Below are 24922 nucleotides of genomic sequence, written 5' to 3'. Positions count from 1 at the left end.
GAGAGATTGCTAGTGGCGCGTATTGTGCGCTCTCAGGCCATCGAAACACACGAGGAACAGACACATTGGGATAACGCTGGGGCCATATTTCCTGCTTGTTCTTCTGGTTCTGCCGTTTGTCGGCAGTCTTGCTTCGGCATTTTTTCTGAAGACATCGTCGCGTGTGCTGCCATCCTGGACCGCCGGTGGGGTTTCGCTTGCGTGCCTTCTGATCGTCATTGCCTCCTACCCTTCGATTACGGAGGGCCAGGTTGTCCGTCTGACGTTCGAGTGGATCCCGCAGCTTGGGCTCGAGTTCAAGTTGCGACTTGATGGGTTCGCGTGGATGTTCGCGCTTCTGATCGCCGGCATCGGACTGCTGGTCGTCATCTATGCGCGATACTACATGTCCGAAGAGGACTCGGTTCCGCGCTTCTTCTCGTTCCTGCTGGCGTTCATGGGGGCCATGATGGGGATCGTGCTTTCCGGCAACGTCATCCTCCTCTCGATCTTCTGGGAACTGACGAGCATCTTCTCGTTCCTGTTGATCAGTTACTGGCACAACAGTTCCGCTGCCCGCGATGGTGCGCGTATGGCCCTGACGGTGACCGGCATCGGTGGGTTCTGCCTTCTCGTCGGCCTCCTGCTTCTCGGCAATATCGTCGGAAGCTACGACCTCGACAAGATCCTGGAGGCAGGCGACGTCATTCGTGCGCATTCCCTCTATGTCCCGGCACTCGTCTTCGTCCTGCTCGGCGCTCTGACAAAAAGCGCGCAGTTTCCGTTCCATTTCTGGCTGCCGAACGCGATGGCAGCGCCGACGCCGGTATCGGCCTATCTCCATTCTGCGACCATGGTAAAGGCCGGGGTCTTTCTCCTGGCGCGCATGTCTCCGGCGCTGTCCGGCAGTTACGAATGGTTCATTCTCGTCGGTGCGGCCGGCATGATCACGCTTCTGCTGGGCGCATACTTCGCGATGTTCCAGCAGGATCTGAAGGGTCTGCTCGCCTATTCCACGATCAGCCATCTCGGCCTGATCACCACGCTGCTCAGCCTCGGGAGCCCGCTGGCAACGGTCGCTGCGATCTTTCACATGCTGAACCATGCGACGTTCAAGGCGTCGCTGTTCATGGCAGCCGGTATCATCGACCACGAGACCGGTACGCGTGATATGCGAAAATTGAGCGGACTGTTTCGGTTCATGCCGATTACCGGCACACTTGCCATGGTCGCCAGTGCGGCGATGGCGGGCGTCCCGCTTTTGAACGGCTTCCTGTCGAAGGAGATGTTCTTCGCAGAAGCGGTCGAGACCCACGCGGACTCGTTCCTGGACCGCATCCTTCCTTACGTCGCCACTCTCGCCGGTGCGTTCAGCGTCGCCTATTCGCTTCGGTTCATCCACACGGTCTTTTTCGGGCCGAAGCCAGTTGGTCTTCCCAAGGAAAAGCCGCACGAGCCGCCGCACTGGATGCTGTTCCCGATCGAACTTCTGGTCGTCGCGTGTCTGGTCGTCGGCGTCATTCCGGCGATCGCCGTTGGACCGATCCTGCAGGCGGCCGCGATGGGCGTACTCGGGCCGGATACGCCTGAATACAGCCTTTCGATCTGGCACGGCTTCAACCTTCCGCTCGTTATGAGCATCGTTGCTCTTGTCGCCGGCGCGCTGATCTACATCCTCCTTCGAAATTATCTTGCGCAGTGCAAAGACGGTGCGCCCGTGTTCAGACGCTTCCGCGGACAGCGCATCTTCGAGCGTATCCTCGTCGAAGTCTCATGGCGCTGGGCAAGGCTCGCGGAGCGGCGGATCGGTACCCGCAAGCTGCAGCCGCAGTTGCGCTGGGTCGTGTTCACCGGCTTTGTCGCAGGTCTCCTGCCGCTCTGGCTCTCCGGGTTCGAGCCGCGGCCGTTCGTGTTCTCCGGGGTCGACAAGGCCTTCGCGGCCATCTGGCTGATTGGTATTTGTCTGGCGCTCGGCACCGCGTTTCTTGCGAAATATCACCGTTTGGCGGCGCTCGTCATGCTTGGCGGCGTCGGGCTGATCGTCTGCGTCACGTTCGTTTGGTTGTCGGCGCCTGATCTCGCGATCACGCAGCTTCTGGTCGAGATCATCACGACGGTACTGATCCTTCTCGGCCTACGCTGGTTGCCGAAGCGGAACGAAATCAATGATGCACCGATTACCGTCCGCGCCCGGCTGAGACGCTTCCGGGATCTTGCGCTCGCCGTTTTCTGCGGTGTCGGCATGACCTTCATATCCTATGCGGTGATGACGATGCCGGTGCCGGACGCTATCGCTACTTACTTCCTGGAAAACGCTTATTCGCAGGGCGGAGGCCGCAACGTCGTCAACGTGATCCTGGTGGACTTCCGCGGCTTCGATACGTTTGGCGAAATCGCAGTTCTCGGCGTGGTGGCGCTCACCGTCTATGCGCTGCTTCGCCGTTTCCGGCCGGCCGACGATACGATGGCGATGCCCGAACAGCAGCGGGCACAGAACCGCTTCGACGAAGAGCGGCCGGATCGGTCTGCGGGCGATACGGCTCGGGACTACATGCTGATCCCGTCGGTCATCATGCAGTGGCTCTTCCCTGTCATCATCATGTTCGCTGTCTATCTGTTCCTGCGTGGTCACGACATGCCGGGCGGCGGGTTCTCGGCAGGCCTGACGCTGTCGCTCGCCTTCCTGCTGCAGTATCTGGCCGGCGGAACACGCTGGGCAGAAGATCGGATCCGAATTCTGCCGCTGCGCTGGATGGGTGCTGGCCTTCTGACTGCGGCCTTAACCGGTATCGGAGCCTGGGCTTTCGGCTACCCGTTCCTCACCTCGCACTTCCAGTATGTCGAGCTTCCGCTTGTCGGGAAAATGCCGGCGGCAACGGCATTGCTGTTTGATCTCGGCGTCTTCTCGCTCGTCGTTGGCTCGACGGTTCTGATCATGGTGGCGTTGGCGCACCAGTCGATCCGCATCAATCGCCTGCGGGCAATCGATGCAGCAAAGACGAAGGAAACCTGATGGAAATCATTCTCTCCATCGCCATCGGCGTCATGACCTTTTGCGGCGTGTGGCTCATCCTGCGCCCACGGACCTATCAGGTCATCGTCGGGCTTTCCCTTCTGGCCTATGCCGTCAACCTGTTCATCTTCAGCGTCGGCGGGGTGAAGACCAATGTGCCGCCGGTTCTCGTGGACGGCACGGCCACCGCAAGCCTTGCGGATCCGGTGCCCCAGGCACTGGTGCTGACGGCAATTGTCATCGGATTTGCCACGACGGCACTGTTTCTGGTCGTGCTTCTCGCCTCCCGCGGCCTGACCGGCTCCGACCATGTTGACGGCAGGAGCGACCCGTCATGAACGGCTGGGCGCATCACCTCATCATAGCACCGATCTTGGTCCCGCTGCTTGCGGCGGCAGTGCTGTTGTTCATCGACGAACGACAGCGCGTTGCCAAGGCGATGGTCAGCCTGACGTCGGTGGTGATCCTCGTCTGCGTTTCGTTCGTGCTGTTTCGTATCGAGAGCGGTCCGAGCGATTTCGAAGGCGTCTATCTGCTGGGCAACTGGGCCGCTCCATTTGGGATCGTGCTGGTGCTCGACGGGCTGTCGGCGATGATGCTGCTTTTGACGGCGCTGGTGGCGCTTGCGTCGCTTGTCTATTCGATGGCCCGCTGGCACATTGTCGGAGCCCATTTCCATACCATGTTCCAGCTGCTGCTGATGGGGGTGGACGGCGCATTCCTCACCGGCGATCTTTTTAACCTCTTTGTTTTCTTCGAAGTGATGCTTGCTGCATCCTACGGTCTGCTTCTGCACGGCTCTGGTCCGCTGCGGGTAAAGGCCGGCCTCCATTACATTGCCGTCAACCTTGCCGCAGCACTTCTCTTCCTGATCGGCGTCAGCCTGATTTACGGCACGGCCGGTACGCTGAACATGGCCGACCTTGCCGCGCGCATTCCGCAGATCGAGCCGGACCGACGCATGCTGATGGAAGCCGGCGCCGGCGTGCTCGGGATCGCATTTCTCATCAAGGCCGGCATGTGGCCGCTCTGCTTCTGGCTTCCGACCGCCTATAGCGCCGCTTCGGCACCCGTCGCGGGCGTTTTCGCGATCCTCAGCAAGCTCGGCATCTATGTCATCTTGCGGCTGATCATGCTGCTGTTTGAAACCGGGCCATCGGCCGGGTTCGGATCGACATTCCTGCTCATCGGCGGTATCGCGACAGTGGTGTTTGGAACGATCGGCGTGCTCGCGTCGCAGGCCTTGGGCCGGTTGGCCGGATATTCGGTTCTGGTGTCGTCCGGCACGCTTCTGATGGTGCTCGGCATCAACGATGGTGCGGTCTCGTCCGGCGCACTCCTCTATCTCGTGAGCTCGACCCTGACGATCAGCGCCTTCTTCATGCTGATCGAACTTGTCGAGCGTGGTCAGGATGCGGGCGCTAGCGTCCTCACCGTGACGATGGAAGCTTACGGCGACGCCGACGACGATGAGCCGCAAGAGGGCGACGGGGTCACGATGCCCGGGACGATGGCGATCCTCGGCATATGCTTTGCAGCCTGTGCGATCCTTCTGTCCGGTCTGCCGCCACTGTCTGGCTTTATCGCCAAATTCGCGATGTTGTCCGCGATGATGGGCACCGGCGCCATTGGCGTGCCGCCGACTGCTGCGGTCTGGACGCTCATCGTTCTCGTCATCCTGTCAGGCGTCGCAGCGCTTATCGCGATGACGCGTGTTGGCATCAGGACGTTCTGGAGCTCGATCGAGGGCACCGTGCCGCGGGTGCTGGTCATCGAGATCGTACCAGTCATGTTCCTTCTGAGCCTTACCCTTGTGCTGACGGTTCAGGCTGGACCCGCGATGCAGTACATGGACACGACGATACGGACCCTCGCCAGCCCGGAAAATTACATCAACGCCGTCAGAAACGCGACAGTCCTGAAGGGCGTCGCCGACAGCAACGGACAGGGAGGCGATTGATGTTTCCCTTCCCGATCCTTGCCGTCTTCCTGGTCCTCATGTGGCTGCTGCTGAACGGGTTCACGCTCGGCCACCTGATTATCGGCACAATGGTCGCAGTCTTCGCCTGCTGGGCTATGGCTTCCCTGAGACCGGAAAAGCCGAGACTCGGCAAATGGTACCTTCTCCCGAAGCTATTGGGGATGGTGCTCTACGACGTTGCAAAGTCGAACGCGCAGGTTGCCGCAGTCATCCTGAGGAGCGGTTCGCGGCGGCATAATCCGGCCTTCCTGACGATCCAGCTGCAGACGCACAACCATTTCTCGCTGGCGGTGCTCGCGATCGTTCTGACGAGCACGCCCGGCTCAGCCTGGCTGGAATACGATTCCAACGACAATACCGTGCTGTTGCATGTCCTCGATCTCGACGACGAGGCGAAGTGGCGCGATATGGTCAAGAACCGCTATGAAAAGCTCTTGATGGAGATCTTCGTATGAGTGCCATCATCGTCTTCACAGCTGTGGCTGTCGCACAATTGATGCTGGCTGCGGCCATGGCTATCGCCTCTGTGCGCATGTTCGGCGGCCCGCGGGCGCAGGACAGGATCATTGCACTGGACACGCTCTACATCAACGCGATGCTGATGCTTGTCACGTTCGGGATCGGCACGGGTCGGGTCATCTATTTCGAAGCGGCGCTGGTGATCGGCATGCTGGGTTTCGTGGCAACCGTTGCGCTCGCCAAATTTCTGATGCGGGGTGAGGTGATCGAATGAGTGAAGCCACTGATCTGCCGCTCTGGGCCGCCATCGCGGTCGCGGTATTCCTGCTTGTCGGTGCGGCGCTGGCGCTGATCGGCGCGATCGGCTTTCTCCGGCTGCCGACGTTTTACGAGCGCATCCATGCGCCAACCCTCGGCACCAGCTGGGGTGTGGGCGGCGTCATGGTCGCATCGATGATCTTTTTCTCCGTGACATCAGGTCGACCAATGATGCACGAGATCCTCATCGGGATCTTCGTCACGGTTACGACGCCGGCCACCTTCCTTCTCCTCGCACGCGCCGCGCTGCATCGAGACAGAGTTGAGAAGACGAAAGGCGTGCCGGAGAAACACCGCGCCGATATCGTAAACAACGATTGAGACGGATCTGTCCTGTCGTCCGTTCCGGTTGCGGGACTAGTCCGGCAGAAGGCCGATATGGTCGAGTTTCGCGCTGCGTGCGGCTCGTCCACCGGGAAGTCGTAGCGGCTCTTCCTCAATACCGTACCGAACCGCCATCATCAGGACATGGGTCCCAAGCATGTCCAGTCCTTCGGTGATCCGATTGCTTTCCAGAAGCTCCACGATGGCGATATGTTCAGCACTCGCGTTTTTGCGCGTGGGCAGCGTGGAACGGTGCGATCGAAGTGCCGCGACCTTGCTCGACACGAGCTGGTAGGCGTTGAATAGATACGGGTTGCCGCAATTCTCCAGTGATGCATCGTGGAAATGATCATCAGCGCGGGCGGATCGATGGTTGTCGCCCGCCTCGCACGCCGCCATCATGTCTTCGGCAGCTGCCCGCATCGCCTTTAACGTTTCATCGCGACGACGCGACATGGCGAGGCGAACTGCCTCGATCTCGATCGTCTTGCGGAATTCGCACAGGTTTTCCGTATCTTCGCGAGTCGGCAGAAAGACGAAGCTTCCCCTTTGCGGACGCACATCGATGAGGCCCTGCTGTTCGAGCGTTGCGAAGGCTTCTTTCACCGGGCTCCGACTGACGCCAAGCGTGGTCGCCAGCTTGTCTTCCGAAAGTGCGTCACCCAACTCGAGCTCGCCATCGATGATGGCTCGTCTCAGCCTCTCGGTCACCCTTGTGCCCAGCGAGGATCGTGGTTTTGCATCCATTCCTACGGTCCCTTCCTTCCCGGAGCGGATCATACGCTCCGACGCGGCATAACCGAATTCTGTACGCGCCCTCAGGGAGTGAGGCAACATTCCCTGAGGGTGCTTGTCAGGTGGAGATCTCGTCGAGGAAGCGCCGCGTGGCAGCCATTCCCCCTTCGGCCCGCTGCATGAAGCTGAGCGCCGCGTCTCCTTTATGCGGGGTCTCGACGCTGATTACGACATCTGCGGGCAGGGCGGCCATCAGATCCTTCAACCACAGGCCGCCGTCGCCTGGAAACATCCGGGCAGTGCGTGCCTCGGCAATGCAACCGGCGTTGTCTGCCGGTTGCTCGGCCGGCGCATCGCAAAGCTGGAGATACAGCGCCTGGCCCTTCGGCAGGCTTGCGACATCGGCGGGGCTGCCGCCGGAGCGTGACAGGTGCAGCGCGTCGATCAGAAGGCCGACATTGTTCCGGCCCGTCGCACTCGCCAGGCGGCTTGCATCATGGATGTTGGCAGTGGAACGCCAACGCATGAACTCGATCGACATTTTGATGCCGTATTGCGCCGCCGCGTCGGCAATGCGGCCGAGATTGTCTGCTGCTCGGGAAAGATCCGGGTCCTCGCAGGTGATCTGCATGATCGGCATTGCGAATTCACCGGCAGTCTCGATCACCGGAAGCCAGGTTTTGATGTCCGTCTCCGGCAGGAGGGTGAACACCTCGCCGTCGTAGAACGACATGCCCGTGTCCGACGCCGCGGCGTTGATCTCGCGGATCAGCTTCTGGTTCCCAACGATCGGATGGGCAAGCTCCAGCCCGTGTGGAGCAATCAGCCGCAGGCTGACGAGATCGTAACCGCAGGCGGCTGCGATCCTGACGTTCTCGACCGGAGGACAACCGAACACGGTCAGATAGGCGAGCGAAAGGGGATGTTGCCTGTACATACGCGTGGCCTCAATACGTCGCGCGCCCGCCGGAGACGTCGAAGACGGCGCCGGTCGAGAACGAGCATTCCTCAGACGCCAGCCAGTTGACGAGCGATGCGACTTCTTCCGCTTCGCCCAGGCGACCAACAGGGATCTTCGCTGTTACATAGGCTTTAAATTCCGGTGTCAGCTGGTTCATCATTTCCGTTTCGATCGCAGCCGGCGTCACGCAGTTGACGCGGATCTGCGTCGTTGCCAGTTCCTTGCCGATCGATTTCGTCAGGCCGATAACACCCGCCTTCGAAGCGGAATAGGCGACCGCGTTGGGATTGCCTTCCTTGCCGGCGATCGAAGCGATGTTGACGATGCGGCCATAGCCGGTCTTCAGCATCTGCCGAACCGCCGACTGGCAGCAGTAGAATACCGCGTCGAGATTGAGCGACATCACAAAACGCCAGCCGTCATGCGGGTAATCGACGAATTTTTCGAGCGGGCCGTTGTGACCGGCGCAGGTCACGAGAATGCCGAGCGGCCCCAGGTCCGCGACCGCTTGCACCGTAGCTTCCTCGACGGCTGCGGGGTCCATGACGTTGACCACATAACCCTTGGCGCCCGGAAGTTTGGCAGCAGCCTCTTCGACCCGTTCCTTGTTGATGTCCCATAGCGCGACCTTGTGGCCCTTGGCCGCAAGTCTTGCTGCGATCGGAAATCCGAGCCCGCCGGCCCCCCCTGTGACGATCGCAACGCGAGGTGTTTCCTGGTTCGCCATATGTATCTCCTCCCTGGCATTACGACCCGTTTCCCAAGAGCCGCTTTCTTTTCGTTCGTTGTCATCACGCATCCGTTTGGTTGGAACCTAGCGCTTGACATTTGTAGCATACTAACATTCTAGTGGCCTACATGGGTCGCAAATGACCGGCTTGTCAAGCGCTGAGGATGCAGGGCGAGTGAATGGGAGGAGAAGACGATGGGAATGAACGGCAACGCCTTTCTGGCGATCTGGCACGACATCGAAGAGGTCGGGCATGCCGAATATATCGAATGGCATACCCGTGAACATATGCCGGAGCGCCTTTCGATCCCGGGTTTCAGGACCGGCAAGCGGCTGCATGCTCCTTCTGCCTCACGCTATGTTTTCGGCACCGTCTATTCCGGCGAGACACTGGAGACATTCCGTTCCCCCGACTACCTCGAGCGTTTGAACAACCCGACACCCTGGACGACGGCTGTTGCGCCGAGTTTCCGTAATTTTCTGCGCGTCGCCTGCGAACGCATCGCTGAAGCCGGCCATGGTGACGGTGGCAGCATGGCGACGATCCGCTTCGATCTCTCGGGCGACGATGGCGAGACCCGGCTGCGGGCAAATGCTCAGGCACTCGCGGACACGATGCTCGCGGTGCGTGGTGTCTCCTGCGTCCATATCGGTGTTTCCCGCAACGAGGTTTCGAGCGTTCGCACCAAGGAAACGGAATTGCGGTCTGAAATGAACGAGACTGTCTTCGACGTCGTCGTTCTGGTCGAGGGGTCGTCGAGCGCAGGACTGCGGGCGGCCTTGCCCGAGGTGGAGCGGCTGGCGATCGAAAGCGGCATCCTTCAAGCGCCGGTCACTGATATCTATGAGACCGCCTTCTCGCTCACCTCGGAAGATATGCGGGGCGCCGCATGACCCGGATACTTGTGACGGGAGGCGCCGGCTTTTTGGGCGGCTGGATCCTCAAGGCGTTGAAGGCCGAAGGGCATGACGTACGGATCTTCGACCGTTCGACCGACCGCCGCATATTGCGGGAAATCGCTGGCGACGAAGCGGATCACGTCGAGTGGGTTCAGGGCGATATAACCGATGGCGCTGCGGTGAAGGCCGCTGCAAAAGATTGCGCATCCATTATTCATCTCGCGGCTCTGTTGACGCCGCCCTGCAAGAGCGATCCTGTTTTAGGCGCGACGGTGAACCTGATCGGCACGCTGAACGTGTTCGAAGCAGCCAAGGCTAACGGCATTGCGCGGATCGCCTATGCCAGCAGCGCTGCCGTTTTTGGCCCCGATGACGGAACGACGCCGCATCCGGTCACGCATTACGGTGCCTTCAAGCTTGCCTGCGAAGGAAGCGCCCGCGCGTACTGGGCCGATGCGGGCATTGCCAGCATTGGCCTCCGACCGACGGTGGTCTACGGGCCAGGGCGCGAAAGCGGACTTACGGCGGGCCCAACGCTTGCCTGCCGCGAAGCGGTTCTCGGCAATGCCTACACGATCGGATATTCCGGTCCGCAGGATCTCGTTTTCGTCGCCGATGTTGCAGCGGCCTTCGCGGCGGCGGCAACAAGACCGTTCGAGGGCGCGCATGCGTTTTCGGTCGGCGGTGCCTGCGAGGACGTCCCGGACGTGATCGCAGCGATCAGAGCCGAGATCCCCGGCGCAAACATTGATTTTGGCGGCCCAGCCGTGCCGATGGCGCCGAATATCAAAGCCACCGACAATCAGGCTCTGCTGGGCCCGATCCCCGTTACGCTGCTCCGGCAGGGAATATCACAGACCATCGCCCATTACCGATCGATCGCGGGGAGGGGCTGATGACCGTCCGCAGCGACATATCGCAGGATCATGTCGGTCATGGTTTCCAGGCGTGCCTCGACCGCGCCTGCAGCCATGAGGTCGCGTCCGAACAGGACCTTCAGCGTGTGGCGATTGGAAACATAGGTAAAGCCGAGGGCGGAAATCGAGATGTAGAGATCGAGAGGGTCCACGTGTCGGAAAAGGCCCTTTGCGGCACCGATATCGAGGATCGTCGAGACCTTCGTCACGACCGAGCTGTTAAGCCCCTTCATGTCGCCGGCCGACTGCAGATGCGCTGCGCCGTGCAGGTTTTCGGTGTTGATCATTCGCACGAAGGCGGGGTTGTCGATATAATACCGGAAGGTAAAGCCGATCAGCGCCTTCATCGCACCGACGGGATCTTCCGGATCGAGCACGAGCGCGTCTTCGGCACTGCGGATGCCGGTGTAAAGATGCTCCATCGCGGCAAGGTAGAGATCCTCCTTGCTGCCGAAGTAGTGGTAGACCATCGCCTTGTTGGAATTCGCGCGCTGAGCGATGCGATCGACCCGTGCGCCACCGATTCCGTAGGTCGAAAATTCTGTGATTGCCGATTCCAGCAAAAAGCGTCTGCGCCTTTCCGGCGACCTTTGGCCCGGGTCAAGACTCGTATCAGTGAACATGTTTTCGGTGGTCGTCATCTCAATTCCTCGGCCTCGCGGCCCCGTTACCACAGCAGGCAACAGGGAGCAGCGGCTTAAGTGTAAGCAATCAATCCGCGAGCAGGAATAGCACGTCGATTGACATCAACCAACTGGTTGGTTAATTGAAATACGGGTATTTCCGTCTGGGTTGCGAAGAGGAGTCGCGGCCCTGACAACAAAAGGCATCAACCCTGAGGAGGACATTTCATGCCAGGCAAATTTTCATTCCGCACACTCGCGCTGACCCTCGTTGCAGGCGTCAGCATGGCGCTCGGCGCGTCTGCCGCCCATGCGCAGGCTCTTGAGAAGATCAAGAGCGCAGGCGTCATCCGGGTCGGCGTCATGGGCGAACAGGCACCATGGGGCTCGATCGACGCCAGCGGCCAGAACATCGGCTATGACGTCGACGTCGCCAAGCTGATCGGCGAGGAAATGGGCGTCAAGGTCGAGTTCGTACCGAACGCAGTTTCGGCCCGCATCCCGAACCTTCTGACCGGCAAGGTCGATCTGCAGATGGCCGTCATGGGCATGTACCCGGATCGCGCCAAGGCCGTGCAATTCAGCAAGCCTTATGCAGGCCTGAAGATCATTCTTCTGTCGAGCGCCAAGAACAAGATCACCGCGATCGAGGACGCCAAGAGCCTGCGCATCGGCGTGCCGCGCGGCGCAGCACAGGACAAGGCGATCACCACCCTTTTGGGTGACGTTCCCAACATCCGCCGCTTCGACGACGACAGCTCCAACATCCAGGCGCTCGTCTCCGGCCAGGTCGATGCGATCGGTGGCAACACGACCTATAAGATCAATCTCGACCGCGCATCGCCAGGCAACGACTACGAACAGAAGCTGGTCTTCAACGAACAGTGGATGGGCGTCACCACCAAGCTTGGCGACAAGGAAATCAACGACTGGCTGAACAAGTTCATCGACAAGATCAAGGCCGACGGCCGTCTCGAAGCGATCAACAAGAAGTGGCTGGCAGCAGACGCGCTTCCGAATTTCCCGGAAAAGCTCGAAGGCATCCCCTTCACCGTACAGTAAATAGTTAGCGTCAATTCCACGAACGCATGACGAAACGGGGCGCGCAGCCGCGATTGGAAAAGCGCGCCCCGATCTGCAGCAAAAGGCATGGACATGCGCACGATCTTTATCCTTAACGGACCCAATCTTAATCTTCTCGGTCAGCGCGAGCCGGATATCTACGGCCGCACGACGCTCGACGAAATCCGTGGCTGGCTGGAAACGGACGCTGCCGAACTCGGCGTCGCGATCGATTTCCGCCAGTCGAATTTCGAAGGCGAGATCATCGAATCCATTCATGCGGCCCGCCATGATGCCGCCGGCATCATCATCAATCCGGCCGCCTACACGTTCACCTCGATCGCTATTTTGGATGCGCTGAAGACCTTCGACAAGCCGAAGATCGAGCTGCACATTTCCAACGTGCACCAGCGCGAGGAAATCTATCACAAGTCGCTCGTCTCGAAGACCGCGACGGCAGTCATGGCGGGCTTCGGTGCCTACGGCTATCGCCTCGCTCTGCGGGCCATGGCGGAGATGACGCAATGACCCGCATCGGTCTGATGGGTGCCGGTCTGATCGGCCGCGAACATGCCGACCTCCTGGTGTCCAACCGCCGCGCCGAAATTGCTGCGATCTGCGATCCGTCGTCCGCTGCAGCCGAACTCGCCGCGCGCCTCTCCGTCCCGTACTTTGCCGACTACGACACCATGCTCGACGAGGCAAAGCCCGACGGCGCCATCATCGCGCTGCCGAACAATCTTCATACACCGGCCGCTCTCGCCTGCATCGAGCGCGGCGTGCCCTGCATGATCGAAAAGCCGATCGCCGAAAGCATTGCTTCGGCCGCCCGCATCGTTGAGGCGTCGGAGCGAGGCGGGGTGCCCGTTCTTGTCGGTCATCAGCGTCGCCACAGCCCCGACATCCGTTCCGCCAAACGCGCCATCGACGCCGGAGAGCTCGGACCGTTGGTCGCCGTCAACGGCATGACCCTGTTCGACAAGCCGGACGATTATTTCAACACCGAATGGCGCCGCAAGCGCGGCGGCGGCGTGTTGTTGATCAACCTCATCCACGATATCGACGTCCTGCGCTATCTGGTCGGCGAGATTGAAAGCATCCGCGCCTTCACGTCCTCGGCCCGCCGCGGCTTTGAGGTCGAAGACACGGCAAGCATTTCGATCCGCTTCGTCAACGGCGTGCTCGGCACGTTCCTGATCTCGGACGCAGCCGTCAGCCCCTGGGCCTGGGAATATACGTCCGGGCAGGCGCTTTATCATCCGGCACAGCCCGGTCCCTGCCTTTTCCTCGCCGGACGAAAGGCAGCACTGTCTGTCTCCGACATGTATTTGTGGCGGCACGCGGAAGAAAAAGATCACTGGCAGCATCCGCTGGTTCGCGAATACCGCCCCGGCGATGGCTCGCTCACCTATGTCAACCAGCTTGACCACTTCGTGGATGTGATCCGTGGCGAGGCAAAGCCGCTGATCAGCGCGCGCGACGGGATGTCGACGCTTGCCGCGACGCTTGCGGTCGATCTCGCCGGCCGCGAGGATCGCACGGTGACGCTCGCTGAAATGCTAGCACCGGCAAAGGTGGCGGCATGAAACGTAAGTGGTCCCTCTCTTTCCTGACCGGACTCGGCGTTGCACCGGAAGAAGCGGTGCGTGCGGCGGCTGAGGCCGGATACGACTATCTCGGTCTGCGCCTGATGCCGGCCTTTCCGGGTGGCCTTGCCTACCCGCTGATGGATGACCCGGCGCGGGTGAAATCCCTGATCAGCCTGATGGCCGACAGCGGCGTCGCAGTGTTCGATGTCGAGATGATCCGGATTTCGCCGGATTTCGATCCGGAACCGCTGCTGCCGTTTCTTGAATGTGCCGGCCAGCTTGGCGCCCGCGCCATTCTTGTCGCCGGCGATGATGCCGATGAAGGGCGTCTGACGTCTTCGTTTGTCAAACTGTGCGAGGCGGCACATCCGTTCGGCCTGTCGATGGACCTGGAGTTCATGCCGCAATCCGAGCTGCGGGATCTCGCAGCCGCCACCCGCGTCCTGAGTGCTGCCGACCAGCCGAACCAGGGCGTGATCATCGATACGCTGCATGTCTCGCGGGCCCGCACGACAATTGAAGAGATCACTGCTGTGCCGCGCAAGTGGCTGAATTACGCGCAGATCTGCGATGCTCCGGCCAAAATCCCGGATACGCGGGAAGAACTGAACTACACAGCCCGCCATGCGCGGCTTCTGCCGGGCGAGGGGGAACTCGACCTTGCTGGCATGTTTGCTGCCATGCCGGCCGATCTGCCGGTTGCCGTGGAAATCCCCAACGACGAGCAGTCCGCTGGCCTTTCCGCCGCCGAATGGGCGAAGCGAACGCTGATCGCGTCGCGCAGAATTCTCGAACCCGAATCCGAAGAGGCCCAATGACCGGCTTGCAAATAAAGACCATCCAGGGCGTGGAGATCCCGAGCCTCGGCCTCGGCACCTTCGAACTGAAGGGACCGGAAGGCGAGGCGGCGATCCGTACCGCCATCGAACTCGGCTACCGCCAGATCGATACCGCGATACGCTATGGAAACGAAGTCGAGGTCGGCAACGCCATTCGCCAGAGCGGCGTTGCACGGGGAGAGCTGTTCGTCACCACCAAGATCTGGTTCAACGATCTCGACCCGGAAACGGTCGCGGCCCGCGTTGATGAGAGCCTGGACCGGCTGGGTTTCGACTATGTCGATCTGCTCCTCGTTCACTGGCCAACCAAGGACGTGCCCCTTGGCGAAACGCTCGACGCATTCGCGCGGGCAAAATCCGAGGGCAAGACAAGGCTGATCGGTGTCAGCAATTTTACCGTGGCATTGCTCGACGAGGCGCTCGACGTTCACAAGGCCGAGCTGTTCTGCAATCAGGTCGAATACCATCCCTTCCTGTCGCAGGAAAAACTGCTCGAGCGCATGCGCCGGGCCGACATGCTGCTTAATGCCTATCAGCCGATTGCGCGCGGCAAGGTGTTCAGCTCCAAGCTGCTGACCGAGCTCGGAGCGAAGTACGGCAAATCGGCGGGTCAGATCGCGTTGCGCTGGCATGTGCAGCAAGACCATGTCGGTGCCATTCCGCGCTCCGCGAAGGCCGAAAACATCCGGTCCAACATGGACATTTTCGATTTTGAACTGTCGTCGGAAGACATGGCTGCCATTCATGCGCTGGCGCGTGGAGAGCGCTATTCCCGTTTCGAGTGGGAACCCGATTGGGACTGAGACGCGGCGATGGTGAAGGCAATGAGGGAGGTAGAACATGACACTTGATTTCAGCGTCGTCACCGATGCTTGGCAATCGCTGGTCTATGGCACGTTGGGAACCCTGTTCCTGGCCGTAGCCGGCATGATGATTGCGACTGTTATCGGCGTGCTGGGCGTGGCGATCCTCAGAACGAACATGGTCATCCCGTCCTTTCTCGTCACAGCTTTCGTCGAGGTGATCCGCAACACGCCTTTCCTCGTGCAGATCTACTTCATCTTCTTTGCGCTGCCTCTGGCCGGCGTCCGGCTCAATCCGACCATGACCGCTGTTCTGGCGCTGGGATTGAACGGCGGCGCCTATGCGATCGAGATCATTCGCGGCGGTGTGGAAAGCATTCCCAAGGGACAGACCGAAGCCGGTCTGGCACTCGGGCTCCACAATCATGAAGTCTTCCGGATGATCGTGCTGAAGCCGGCGCTGCGGGCCATCTATCCGTCGCTGTCGAGCCAGTTCATTCTGCTGACGCTGACGACGGCGATCTGCACTTCGATCTCGGCCTACGAACTGACATCGGTGGGTCAGCGTATCGAGGCTGAAACCTTCCGCAGTTTCGAGACCTATTTCACCCTGACCGGCATCTACCTCGTCATTTCGATGGTGACCATGTGGACGCTTGCCGCCATCGGCCGGCGTGCCTTCAACTATCCGCAGCGCTGAGGAGGACCAGGATATGGGATACCAAGAACTGACCTACCTGCTGCAAGGCCTCGGCTGGACGTTGGTCCTGACCGCGATGGCCTTTGTCGGCGGAATCATCTCGGGCGTCATCGTGGCGCTGATGCGGGTGTCGAGGATCGCCTTGGTCCGTTATATCGCGATCGGCTGGATCGGCCTCTTCCAGGGCACGCCGCTTCTGATGCAGCTCTTCGTCGCCTATTTCGGCCTGCCGCTCCTGGGCTTCGATCTGCCCGGTTGGGCCGCCGTCGGCATCGCGCTGACTGCGCATGCTTCGGCATTTCTGGGCGAAATCTGGCGCGGTGCGATTGAGGCCGTGCCGAAGGGCCAGACCGAAGCTGCCGATGCGCTCGGCCTCCACACCCGCAGCCTGATGTTCGACGTCATCATGCCGCAGGCGTTCAAGCTGTCGCTGCCGGCAACCGTCGGCTTCCTGGTCCAGCTTCTGAAAGGCACGTCGCTTGCTGCCATCGTCGGCTTCATCGAGCTGACGCGTGCCGGTTCGATCGTCTCCAACCAGATCTACCAGCCGCTTCTCGTGTTCGGCGTCGTCGGCGCCATGTATTTCGCAATGTGTTGGCCGCTGTCCCTGTGGGGACGACGCATCGAGCGGCGTATGTCCGCCGGTTTGGCAAGATAGAATAGGGAAAATGACCATGGCAATTGTGACCAACACCAACGCCCAGCCGACCGGCAAAGAGCCGATGATCATGATGCGCGACGTGGAGAAGTGGTACGGCGCATTCTACGCCCTCAAGAAAGTCAACCTGACGGTGGCGAAGGGTGAGAAGATTGTTCTCTGCGGTCCGTCGGGATCGGGCAAGTCGACGCTGATCCGCTGTATCAACCGGCTGGAAGCAAGCCAGGGTGGCAAGATCGTCGTATCGGGCCATACCGTGAAGGATGACCAGAAGGCGATCGATGCGGTGCGCCGCGAAGTCGGGATGGTCTTCCAGCAATTCAACCTGTTTCCGCACAAGACGGTGCTCGAAAACTGCATTCTCGCGCCCATGCGCGTGCGCAAACTGTCGCGTCCCGAGGCGGAAAAGACGGCCCGCAAATATCTGGAACGGGTCCGCATCGGCGATCAGGCCGACAAGTACCCGGCCCAGCTTTCCGGCGGCCAGCAGCAGCGCGTCGCGATTGCCCGGGCTCTCTGCATGGAACCCAAAGCGATGCTGTTTGACGAGCCAACCTCGGCGCTCGACCCTGAAATGGTCAAGGAAGTGCTCGATACGATGGTGTCGCTCGCCCGCGATGGCATGACGATGATCTGCGTCACACACGAAATGGGTTTCGCCCGCCAGGTCGCGGACCGCGTCATCTTCATGGCCGATGGCGAGATCGTCGAAGAAAACGATCCCGAAAGCTTCTTCAGCGCACCCGCCCATCCCCGGACCCGCGCATTCCTGGGCGAGATCCTGTCGCATCATTGATGGGGTGGAGCCAAGTGGGCACCTGCATGCGTTGGCTACTGAGGCATATCGCAAACGAGGCTGAGTAAACGAGGGAAAAGTCATGAAGACGTCCATAGCGACCGTATCGATCAGCGGCGAACTCCCGGAAAAGCTTGCAGCCATTGCGCAGGCGGGGTTCAGCGGTGTCGAGATCTTCGAAAACGACTTTCTCGCCTTCGACGGTACGCCTGCCGATGTCGGGCGCATGGTGCGGGATCACGGACTGGAGATTACCCTGTTCCAGCCCTTCCGCGATTTCGAGGGCATGCCTGAACCGCACCGCTCGCGGCTGTTCGACCGGGCGGAGCGCAAGTTCGACATCATGCAGGAGCTGGGCACCGATCTGGTCCTCGTGTGCTCGAACGTCTCGCCGCTCGCGCTCGGCGGTATCGACCGGGCGGTGGCGGATTTTCACGAACTCGGGGAACGCGCTGCCAAGCGTGGCCTGAAAGTCGGGTACGAGGCGCTCGCCTGGGGCAAACACATTTCCGATCATCGCGATGCCTGGGAAGTTGTCCGGCGCACCAACCACCCGAATATCGGCATCATCCTCGACAGTTTCCACACGCTGTCGCGACAGATCGACATCAATTCGATCCGCTCTATCCCGAAGGAAAAGATCTTCATCGTCCAGCTGGCCGATGCGCCATTGATCGACATGGATCTGCTTTACTGGAGCCGACACTTCCGCAACATGCCGGGCGAGGGAGATCTGCCGGTCGAAGCATTTACCAGCGCCGTCGCCGAAACCGGCTATGATGGCTATTTCTCGCTGGAGATATTCAATGACCAGTTCCGCGGCGGCTCGGCAAAGGCTATCGCGGCAGATGGTCACCGATCACTGATCACGCTTGGAGATCGGGTGCGTCGCAATCCGAATGCGTCGGGCCTGACGCTCCCGGTCATGCCGGACCGCAGCGCCGTGCAAGGGGTCGGCTTCGTCGAATTTTCGGCAAGCGAGGCCGACGCCGGAGAACTGGCCGGCATCTTGCGCACGCTCGGTTTTTCCAAGACCGCACAACACCGCAGCAAGAAAGTCAGCGTGTTTTCGCAGGGCAATATCAAACTGCTTCTGAATACGGACGAGATGGGCTTTGCGAGTGCATCCTACGCCGTGCACGGCACCTCGGCCTATGCAATGGCTTTGAAGGTGGACGACGCGCGCGATGCGATGGATCGTGCGGTGGCATTGGGCGCCGAAGTGTTCAATCAACCCGTCGAGACGGGCGAGGTGACGATCCCCTCTATCCGCGGTGTCGGCGGAGGTCTGATCTACCTGCTCGATGACAAGACGGATCTTTCCCGCATTTGGGATATCGATTTCGCCCCAGTCGATGATGAGCATAAGAAGCAGGATGCCCACCTCCTGAGCGTCGATCATATCGCCCAGACGGTAGCGTATGAGGAGATGCTCACCTGGGTGCTTTTCTACACCTCGATCTTCGAGATGCAGAAGACGCCGATGGTCGACATCATCGACCCATCCGGCGTGGTGCGCAGCCAGGTCGTGGAAGCGCCACAAGGCTCGCTTCGCATTACCCTCAATGGTGCGGAAAACCGGCGAACGCTTGCGGGACATTTCATTGCGGAGACGTTCGGCTCCGGCATCCAGCATCTTGCATTCGAGACTGCGGATATCTTTGCGACGGCCGCGGCCCTGAAGGCGAACGGGTTCCGGGCCTTGCCGATCTCGCCGAACTATCATGGCGACGTGGAAACCCGCTTCGGTCTCGATCCGGACCTGACGGAGAGGCTGAAGGCGGAGAACATTCTCTACGACCGGGACGAGAACGGCGAATACTTCCAGCTCTATAGCGGCACGTTTGGGGAGGGCTTCTTCTTCGAGATCGTCCAGCGTCGAGATTATCGCGGTTATGGCGCTGCCAATGCGATCTTCCGCATCGCGGCCCTGAAGAAGCAGATCAGGCCGGAAGGTGTGCCGCGGCTTTAGGCGTCGCGGGAGCCTTTTGGTGATGAGGGGCCGGCCGGGTGGGCCGGCCCCTCATGCGTTTTTGGCTTAGCCGAACAGAACCAGGCTGCTTTTCAGCGTGACCCAGATGCCCCAGATCATGGGGATGCCGACGACGGCCCAGGCGAGAGCGGCCTGAGCGGAGAAGCCGCCCTTGCCGATGCCGAACGAGCCGGTCGGGCCGGCATTTGCAGCCGCGGTCTTTGCCTGCAGCGAGGCAACCTCTTCGTCCGACATGAACCATTTGTCGGCAAGCGGCCGCACCAGCGAGTTGGCGATGAGGCCAAGCACGAGCATGCCCGCAAGAATATACATCGTGCCGGTGTAGAGAGCCGGTCCCGGCGCAACGCCGGCAGCAATCTGCGCTTCACGAATGTAGTTCACCACGACCGGACCAACGATGCCGGCGGTTGCCCAGGCTGTCAGAAGACGACCGTGGATCGCGCCGACGAACTGGGTTCCGAAGATATCGGCAAGATAGGCCGGTATGGTTGCGAAGCCGCCGCCGTACATGGACAGGATGATGCCGAATGCCAGAACGAACAGACCCTTGTTGCCGAGGTTGGCAAGTGTCGGTGCGGTTGCATAGAGGATGATGCCGAGGATGAAGAACGTATAGTAGGTGTTCTTGCGGCCGAGCTTGTCCGAAAGCGAGGCCCAGACAAAGCGTCCGCCAATGTTGAAGAGCGACAGAAGGCCGGTGAAGCCTGCAGCGATTGCTGCGATCTGTGCCTTCTGTCCAGCGTCGAGCTGCGCGAACGCGACGTCCGGCAGACCGATCAGCGAACCGGCGAAGATTTCCTGAAGCATCGGCGATGCCATGCCGATAACGCCGATACCGGCCGAGACGTTCAAGCAAAGCACGGCCCAGATCAGCCAGAACTGCTTTGTCTTGTGTGCGTCACGCAGATGAACGTGCTTCGTGGTGATCATCGTCGACTTGGAAGCCGGCGGTGTCCAACCTTCAGGACGCCATCCTGCCGGCGGGATGCGGTAGCCAAAGGCGCCGCCCATCATGAAGCAGAAATAGATCGCAGCCATGGCGATGAAAGTCTGCCACACACCGACAGACACGTCGGTCTTGAAGAAGTTCATCAGAAGGTTTGCGAGCGGAGCGCCAATCATTGCGCCGCCGCCGAAGCCCATGATCGCCATGCCTGTCGCCATGCCGCGACGGTCCGGGAACCACTTGATCAGCGTTGACACCGGCGAGATATAGCCGAGACCGAGACCGATGCCGCCGATAACGCCGGCGCCGACCCACATCATCCACAGCTGATGGGTCATGACGCCCATGGCTGCGACGAGAATGCCACCGCACCAGCAGCAGGCGGAGACGAAACCAGCCTTGCGTGGACCGACCTTTTCAAGCCAGCCGCCCCAAATGGCAGCCGAGCAGCCCAGCAACACGAAGAACAGCGTGTAGATCCAGCCGAGATCGGCAACGCGCCAGTTGCAGCTTGTTGTAACCAGGGCCGTCAGCAGGCTCATTCCGGTGCATGACGGGTCGGCTGCACCTGGAATGGCGCGCGAAAGCGGCAGCCAGAAGACGCTGAAGCCGTAGGCCATGCCGATGCAAAGGTGGATAGCGAGGGCTGCCGGCGGCACAAGCCAGCGGTTGAAGCCCGGTTTTGCGATAATACGTTCCTTCTCCAGTAGACCGGCGCTTTCGGCGCGGCCTCCTGCTGTTCCTGCAATTGCCATAAAAGAAGATCCCTCTCTGAGTAATGGCTTTCAACGTGAACTCACCACTGCCCTCCAGCTGAAGGCGAGCGCACGTGATGCTTTCCGGTGTGATCTGCCGGAAGCGGTTTCGTCTGGCCCCGTTCCCTAACGTCCGAAAGTACCCCCGGCCGTTCCCTCTTTGGTTCCCGTACCCATACCGTCCGTTTCTTTCGGTCGGCGGATCAGTGTCGAAGCCTCGATCACAAGCGGCAGCAGTCCTGCGCCGCCGGCATCGAGATGCTCGAAAAGGTGCCGGCGCATGCGCGGCTCCCAGAATTTATTGATATGCGTGGCAACGCCGTCCATCCGCACGCCTTCCGGCTGCGACAGGAAAAATGTTGCGATCTGGTTTGCCATTCGGACCAGCTTTTCGTGGCCGTGATGTTCATCAGGCACGCTCGTGTCCAACTGATCATGCGACATCGATGGAAACTCCGACGGCGATGAAGCGACCCTTCATGGACGGAGCGCGATAAGTCCCGCCGATCCGCGCAACCGAATTTCTCCGGCTATGATAGCTGAAACCTATCGTATGATTGGCAGGTGCCGAGTTTGAGCGAGTTGCGCTGTTTCCGTTACGACGGCTAGTTTCGAGAACTGCACTTGCGACGAACAGTGGCGTCATAGGACTCTGCGACAAATTGGCACTCCCCCTTAATCTGGTTCTTGACCTGTTTGCAAGAGCCCTACGGCCTCACCGATTGCCTATTTGCAATTGATAATTCCGATTACTCCGCAGCCTCCATTCGACCTGCGATGCGTCGCGATCTGCGCGACAGGTCGCCGTAGTCCTGCTGCCACTCCGTCGGGCCATTCGACGGTGAAACCTGCACCGCCGTGACCTTGTATTCCGGGCAGTTGGTGGCCCAGTCGGAATAGTCGGTCGTGATCACGTTCGCCTGCGTATCGGGATGGTGGAAGGTGGTGTAGACGACACCCGGCGCCACGCGGTCCGTGATCAATGTCCGCAGCGTCGTATCGCCGGCTCGGCTCGCAAGCTTGATCCAGTCGCCGTCCTTGATACCACGCTGTTCGGCGTCATGCGGATGGATCTCCAGACGGTCCTCCGCATGCCAGACGACGTTGTCGGTCCGCCGCGTCTGCGCCCCGACATTGTACTGCGACAGGATACGGCCGGTGGTAAGCAGCAGCGGGAAGCGCGGCCCGGTGCGTTCGTCGGTCGCGACATATTCGGTGCGGATGAACTTGCCCTTGCCGCGCACGAAGCCATCGACATGCATGATCGGCGAACCGAGCGGATGCGCTTCGTTGCAGGGCCACTGCACCGAGCCCATCTCTTCCAGATAGTCGTAGGAGACCGTGGCAAAGCTCGGGGTCGTTGCGGCGATCTCGTCCATCACCTGCGACGGATGGGTGTAGTTCCACGGCAGACCCATGGCCTGCGCCAGTTTCTGCGTCACTTCCCAGTCGGCCAAGCCGTTCTTCGGGCTCATCACCTTGCGAACCCGGTTGATGCGCCGCTCCGCATTGGTGAACGTGCCGTCCTTTTCGAGGAAGGTCGAGCCGGGGAGGAAAACATGCGCGTAATTGGCGGTTTCGTTGAGGAACAGGTCGTGCACGACGACGCATTCCATCGCTTCGAGACCGGCGGAGACATGCTTGGTATCCGGGTCGGACTGCAGGATATCCTCGCCCTGGATGTAGATGCCCCTGAACGTGCCTTCGACCGCCGCATCCAGCATGTTTGGGATGCGCAGGCCCGGCTCGTTGTTGAGCGTCACGCCCCACAGCTTTTCGAACGTCTCGCGGGTTGCATCATCGGAGATGTGGCGATAGCCCGGCAGTTCGTGCGGGAAGGAGCCCATGTCGCAGGCGCCCTGGACGTTGTTCTGGCCCCGCAGCGGATTGACGCCGACGCCGGGCCGGCCGAGATTGCCCGTGACCATGGCCAGATTGGCGATCGCCATCACCGTCGTCGAGCCCTGGCTGTGCTCGGTGACGCCGAGACCGTAATAGATCGAGCCATTGCCGCCGGTCGCAAACAGCCGGGCTGCACCGCGCAGCAGATCGGCGGGAACGCCGGTATAGGCCTCCGTCTCTTCCGCGCTATGCGCGTCTTCCGAAACAAACGCCGCCCAATCCTCGAATTCCGACCAGTCGCAGCGCTCGCGGATAAAGGCTTCGGCAAACAGTCCCTCGGTGACGATGACATGCGCCAGCGCGGTCAGGACAGCCACATTGGTGCCTGGCTTCAGGGGGAGGTGAAACGCTGCCTCGACATGGGGCGAGCGGACGATATCGGTGCGGCGCGGATCGATGACGATGAGTTTCGCACCCTGCCGCAACCGCTTCTTCAGCCGCGACCCGAATACCGGATGACCGTCGGTCGGGTTGGCGCCGATGATCATGACCACGTCGGTGTGCTCGACGCTGTCGAAATTCTGCGTTCCGGCCGAGGTTCCGAAAGCCTGGCCGAGCCCATAACCGGTCGGCGAATGGCAGACGCGGGCACAGGTATCGACATTGTTGTTGCCGAAACCGGCCCGGATCAGCTTCTGGACGAGGAATGTCTCTTCGTTGGTGCAACGCGACGAGGTGATGCCGCCGATCGATTCGCGGCCATACTGATACTGGATGCGCCGGAACTCCGAGGCGACATGGCTGAACGCTTCTTCCCAGCTGACTTCCCGCCACGGATCGGAGATCTTCTCGCGGATCATCGGATTGAGGATGCGGTCCTTGTGGCTCGCATAGCCATAGGCAAACCGTCCCTTGACGCAGGAATGGCCGCGATTGGCCTGGCCGTCCTTCCACGGTACCATCCGTACCAGTTCTTCGCCGCGCATTTCAGCCTTGAACGAACAGCCGACGCCGCAATAGGCGCAGGTCGTCACCGTCGAATGCTCTGGCTGGCCGATTGCGATCACCGACTTCTCGGTCAGTGTCGCGGTCGGGCATGCCTGCACGCAGGCACCGCAGGAAACGCATTCGGACTCGAGAAAATGTTCGTGCGCGCCGGGGGATACGCGGCTTTCGAAACCGCGGCCTTCGATCGTCAGCGCGAACGTGCCCTGCACTTCCTCGCAGGCGCGCACGCAGCGCGAGCAGACGATGCATTTGGAAGGGTCATAGGTAAAGTAAGGGTTCGACTCGTCCTTCGGCATCCACTTTGAATTGATCGCGCCGTCGCTGCGGGCCCTGACGTGGTTTTCGCCCTCGTAGCCATAGCGAACGTCGCGAAGCCCGACGGCACCCGCCATGTCCTGCAGCTCGCAGTCGCCATTGGCGGCGCAGGTGAGGCAATCGAGCGGGTGGTCGGAGATGTAGAGCTCCATCACGCCCTTGCGGATCTGCTTCAGCCGCTCCGTCTGCGTGTGGACGACGATCCCGGGCGCGACCGGCGTGGTGCAGGAGGCCGGCGTGCCGTTGCGGCCCTCGACCTCGATCAGACAGAGCCGGCAGGACCCGAAGGCATCCACCATGTCGGTCGCGCAGAGCTTGGGCACCTGGATGCCGGCCTCCATCGAGGCGCGCATAATCGAGGTGCCGGCGGGAACGGTGATCTGGCGACCATCGATAGTCAGCGTCACCGTCTCGGTGGATTTAGAAACGGGTGTGCCGTAGTCGATTTCATGAACGAGGGACATGATGCGTCTCCTGTTTGAAAATGGGGGTGTGGACTGGGCGGCGTGGAGAAAGATCCCCTCTGGCCTGCCGGCCATCTCCGCCACAAGGGGGGCGAACAGATGCCGGGGCGACAATGCCCAATAGTGAAGCAAGCCGCGCGGCAGGTTGAGCCCTCCCACCTGTGGGGAGGGCGGCGAGCACAGCGAGCGGGAGGGGTCTTGTTGCCCGCCCT

24 protein-coding genes are annotated in these 24922 nt (G+C 60.8%); 17 read left to right on the top strand and 7 right to left on the bottom strand.

Annotated elements, in window-relative coordinates:
- Nucleotides 1–70 precede the first annotated feature (70 nt).
- From IFT66_RS19345 to mnhG, 6 genes are read left to right on the top strand one after another with little or no spacing between them, the layout of a single operon-like run.
- The gene (locus IFT66_RS19345; RefSeq protein WP_062576836.1) at nucleotides 71–2992 is read left to right on the top strand and encodes a monovalent cation/H+ antiporter subunit A; all 2922 of its coding nucleotides are present in this window, start codon (nucleotides 71–73) and stop codon (nucleotides 2990–2992) included.
- Nucleotides 2992–3330, top strand: coding sequence for a Na+/H+ antiporter subunit C (locus IFT66_RS19340; protein ID WP_062458996.1), 339 nt, complete (start codon nucleotides 2992–2994; stop codon nucleotides 3328–3330). The genes IFT66_RS19345 and IFT66_RS19340 overlap by 1 nt, the downstream gene beginning before the upstream one ends.
- Nucleotides 3327–4952: a monovalent cation/H+ antiporter subunit D gene (locus IFT66_RS19335; RefSeq protein ID WP_192078608.1), complete on the top strand. Its 1626-nt coding sequence runs from the start codon at nucleotides 3327–3329 to the stop codon at nucleotides 4950–4952. The genes IFT66_RS19340 and IFT66_RS19335 overlap by 4 nt, the downstream gene beginning before the upstream one ends.
- On the top strand, nucleotides 4952–5428 hold the full coding sequence (locus tag IFT66_RS19330) for a Na+/H+ antiporter subunit E (RefSeq protein ID WP_062459002.1): 477 nt from the start codon (nucleotides 4952–4954) through the stop codon (nucleotides 5426–5428). The genes IFT66_RS19335 and IFT66_RS19330 overlap by 1 nt, the downstream gene beginning before the upstream one ends.
- Nucleotides 5425–5706 carry a K+/H+ antiporter subunit F gene (locus IFT66_RS19325; RefSeq protein ID WP_062459005.1) on the top strand — a complete coding sequence of 94 codons (282 nt, stop codon included), beginning with the start codon at nucleotides 5425–5427 and terminating at the stop codon, nucleotides 5704–5706. The genes IFT66_RS19330 and IFT66_RS19325 overlap by 4 nt, the downstream gene beginning before the upstream one ends.
- Entirely contained in the window at nucleotides 5703–6071 is a 369-nt protein-coding gene (gene mnhG, locus IFT66_RS19320; RefSeq protein ID WP_062459008.1) for a monovalent cation/H(+) antiporter subunit G, read from the top strand. The genes IFT66_RS19325 and mnhG overlap by 4 nt, the downstream gene beginning before the upstream one ends.
- A gap of 36 nt (nucleotides 6072–6107) precedes the next feature.
- Here mnhG and IFT66_RS19315 read toward each other — a convergent pair whose 3' ends face one another.
- From IFT66_RS19315 to IFT66_RS19305, 3 genes are all read right to left on the bottom strand, one after another.
- Nucleotides 6108–6821, bottom strand: coding sequence for a GntR family transcriptional regulator (locus tag IFT66_RS19315; protein WP_192078607.1), 714 nt, complete (start codon nucleotides 6819–6821; stop codon nucleotides 6108–6110).
- 106 nt (nucleotides 6822–6927) lie between these two features.
- A complete protein-coding gene (locus IFT66_RS19310; RefSeq protein ID WP_192078606.1) occupies nucleotides 6928–7746 on the bottom strand; it encodes a sugar phosphate isomerase/epimerase family protein in 819 nt (272 codons plus the stop codon).
- Nucleotides 7747–7756: 10 nt separating this feature from the next.
- A complete protein-coding gene (locus tag IFT66_RS19305; RefSeq protein WP_062459017.1) occupies nucleotides 7757–8497 on the bottom strand; it encodes an SDR family NAD(P)-dependent oxidoreductase in 741 nt (246 codons plus the stop codon).
- A gap of 198 nt (nucleotides 8498–8695) precedes the next feature.
- On the opposite strand from IFT66_RS19305, the gene IFT66_RS19300 reads away from it, so the two are divergent.
- The gene (locus IFT66_RS19300; RefSeq protein ID WP_192078605.1) at nucleotides 8696–9394 is read left to right on the top strand and encodes a hypothetical protein; all 699 of its coding nucleotides are present in this window, start codon (nucleotides 8696–8698) and stop codon (nucleotides 9392–9394) included.
- Nucleotides 9391–10296 (top strand): NAD-dependent epimerase/dehydratase family protein, encoded by a 906-nt coding sequence (locus IFT66_RS19295; protein ID WP_192078604.1) that lies wholly within the window; start codon nucleotides 9391–9393, stop codon nucleotides 10294–10296. The genes IFT66_RS19300 and IFT66_RS19295 overlap by 4 nt, the downstream gene beginning before the upstream one ends.
- Here IFT66_RS19295 and IFT66_RS19290 read toward each other — a convergent pair.
- A complete protein-coding gene (locus tag IFT66_RS19290; protein WP_192078603.1) occupies nucleotides 10269–10880 on the bottom strand; it encodes a TetR family transcriptional regulator in 612 nt (203 codons plus the stop codon). The two genes, IFT66_RS19295 and IFT66_RS19290, sit on opposite strands and share 28 nt — an antisense overlap.
- Nucleotides 10881–11168: 288 nt before the next feature.
- Between IFT66_RS19290 and IFT66_RS19285 the strand changes: the two genes are divergently transcribed.
- From IFT66_RS19285 to IFT66_RS19245, 9 genes are all read left to right on the top strand, one after another.
- A complete protein-coding gene (locus tag IFT66_RS19285) occupies nucleotides 11169–12002 on the top strand; it encodes a transporter substrate-binding domain-containing protein (protein ID WP_082471667.1) in 834 nt (277 codons plus the stop codon).
- 87 nt (nucleotides 12003–12089) lie between these two features.
- The gene (gene aroQ / locus IFT66_RS19280; RefSeq protein ID WP_244508889.1) at nucleotides 12090–12530 is read left to right on the top strand and encodes a type II 3-dehydroquinate dehydratase; all 441 of its coding nucleotides are present in this window, start codon (nucleotides 12090–12092) and stop codon (nucleotides 12528–12530) included.
- Entirely contained in the window at nucleotides 12527–13588 is a 1062-nt protein-coding gene (locus IFT66_RS19275) for a Gfo/Idh/MocA family protein (protein WP_192078602.1), read from the top strand. The genes aroQ and IFT66_RS19275 overlap by 4 nt, the downstream gene beginning before the upstream one ends.
- Complete coding sequence (locus tag IFT66_RS19270; protein ID WP_192078601.1) at nucleotides 13585–14409, top strand: sugar phosphate isomerase/epimerase family protein; 825 nt, start codon at nucleotides 13585–13587, stop codon at nucleotides 14407–14409. Before IFT66_RS19275 ends, IFT66_RS19270 begins: the two co-directional genes overlap by 4 nt.
- Entirely contained in the window at nucleotides 14406–15233 is an 828-nt protein-coding gene (locus IFT66_RS19265) for an aldo/keto reductase (protein ID WP_192078600.1), read from the top strand. Before IFT66_RS19270 ends, IFT66_RS19265 begins: the two co-directional genes overlap by 4 nt.
- A gap of 37 nt (nucleotides 15234–15270) precedes the next feature.
- Nucleotides 15271–15933 (top strand): amino acid ABC transporter permease, encoded by a 663-nt coding sequence (locus tag IFT66_RS19260; protein WP_092664176.1) that lies wholly within the window; start codon nucleotides 15271–15273, stop codon nucleotides 15931–15933.
- A gap of 13 nt (nucleotides 15934–15946) precedes the next feature.
- The gene (locus IFT66_RS19255; protein WP_062459043.1) at nucleotides 15947–16591 is read left to right on the top strand and encodes an amino acid ABC transporter permease; all 645 of its coding nucleotides are present in this window, start codon (nucleotides 15947–15949) and stop codon (nucleotides 16589–16591) included.
- A 73-nt stretch (nucleotides 16592–16664) separates the two neighbouring features.
- Nucleotides 16665–17387 (top strand): amino acid ABC transporter ATP-binding protein, encoded by a 723-nt coding sequence (locus IFT66_RS19250; RefSeq protein WP_430250009.1) that lies wholly within the window; start codon nucleotides 16665–16667, stop codon nucleotides 17385–17387.
- Between the two features lie 82 nt (nucleotides 17388–17469).
- Nucleotides 17470–19359 (top strand): bifunctional sugar phosphate isomerase/epimerase/4-hydroxyphenylpyruvate dioxygenase family protein, encoded by a 1890-nt coding sequence (locus IFT66_RS19245; protein WP_192078599.1) that lies wholly within the window; start codon nucleotides 17470–17472, stop codon nucleotides 19357–19359.
- A 66-nt stretch (nucleotides 19360–19425) separates the two neighbouring features.
- Here IFT66_RS19245 and IFT66_RS19240 read toward each other — a convergent pair whose 3' ends face one another.
- From IFT66_RS19240 to fdhF, 3 genes are all read right to left on the bottom strand, one after another.
- Nucleotides 19426–21081, bottom strand: coding sequence for an OFA family MFS transporter (locus tag IFT66_RS19240; RefSeq protein ID WP_192078598.1), 1656 nt, complete (start codon nucleotides 21079–21081; stop codon nucleotides 19426–19428).
- A 126-nt stretch (nucleotides 21082–21207) separates the two neighbouring features.
- Nucleotides 21208–21525: a formate dehydrogenase subunit delta gene (locus IFT66_RS19235; protein ID WP_192078597.1), complete on the bottom strand. Its 318-nt coding sequence runs from the start codon at nucleotides 21523–21525 to the stop codon at nucleotides 21208–21210.
- A gap of 305 nt (nucleotides 21526–21830) precedes the next feature.
- A complete protein-coding gene (fdhF, locus tag IFT66_RS19230; RefSeq protein WP_192078596.1) occupies nucleotides 21831–24710 on the bottom strand; it encodes a formate dehydrogenase subunit alpha in 2880 nt (959 codons plus the stop codon).
- Nucleotides 24711–24922 lie beyond the last annotated feature (212 nt).

The organism is Rhizobium sp. CFBP 13726, from assembly GCF_014841925.1.
Taxonomy (GTDB): domain Bacteria; phylum Pseudomonadota; class Alphaproteobacteria; order Rhizobiales; family Rhizobiaceae; genus Neorhizobium; species Neorhizobium soli.
The sequence above is the reverse complement of the archived record's forward strand: the minus strand, read 5'-3'. Positions and strand labels throughout refer to the sequence as shown.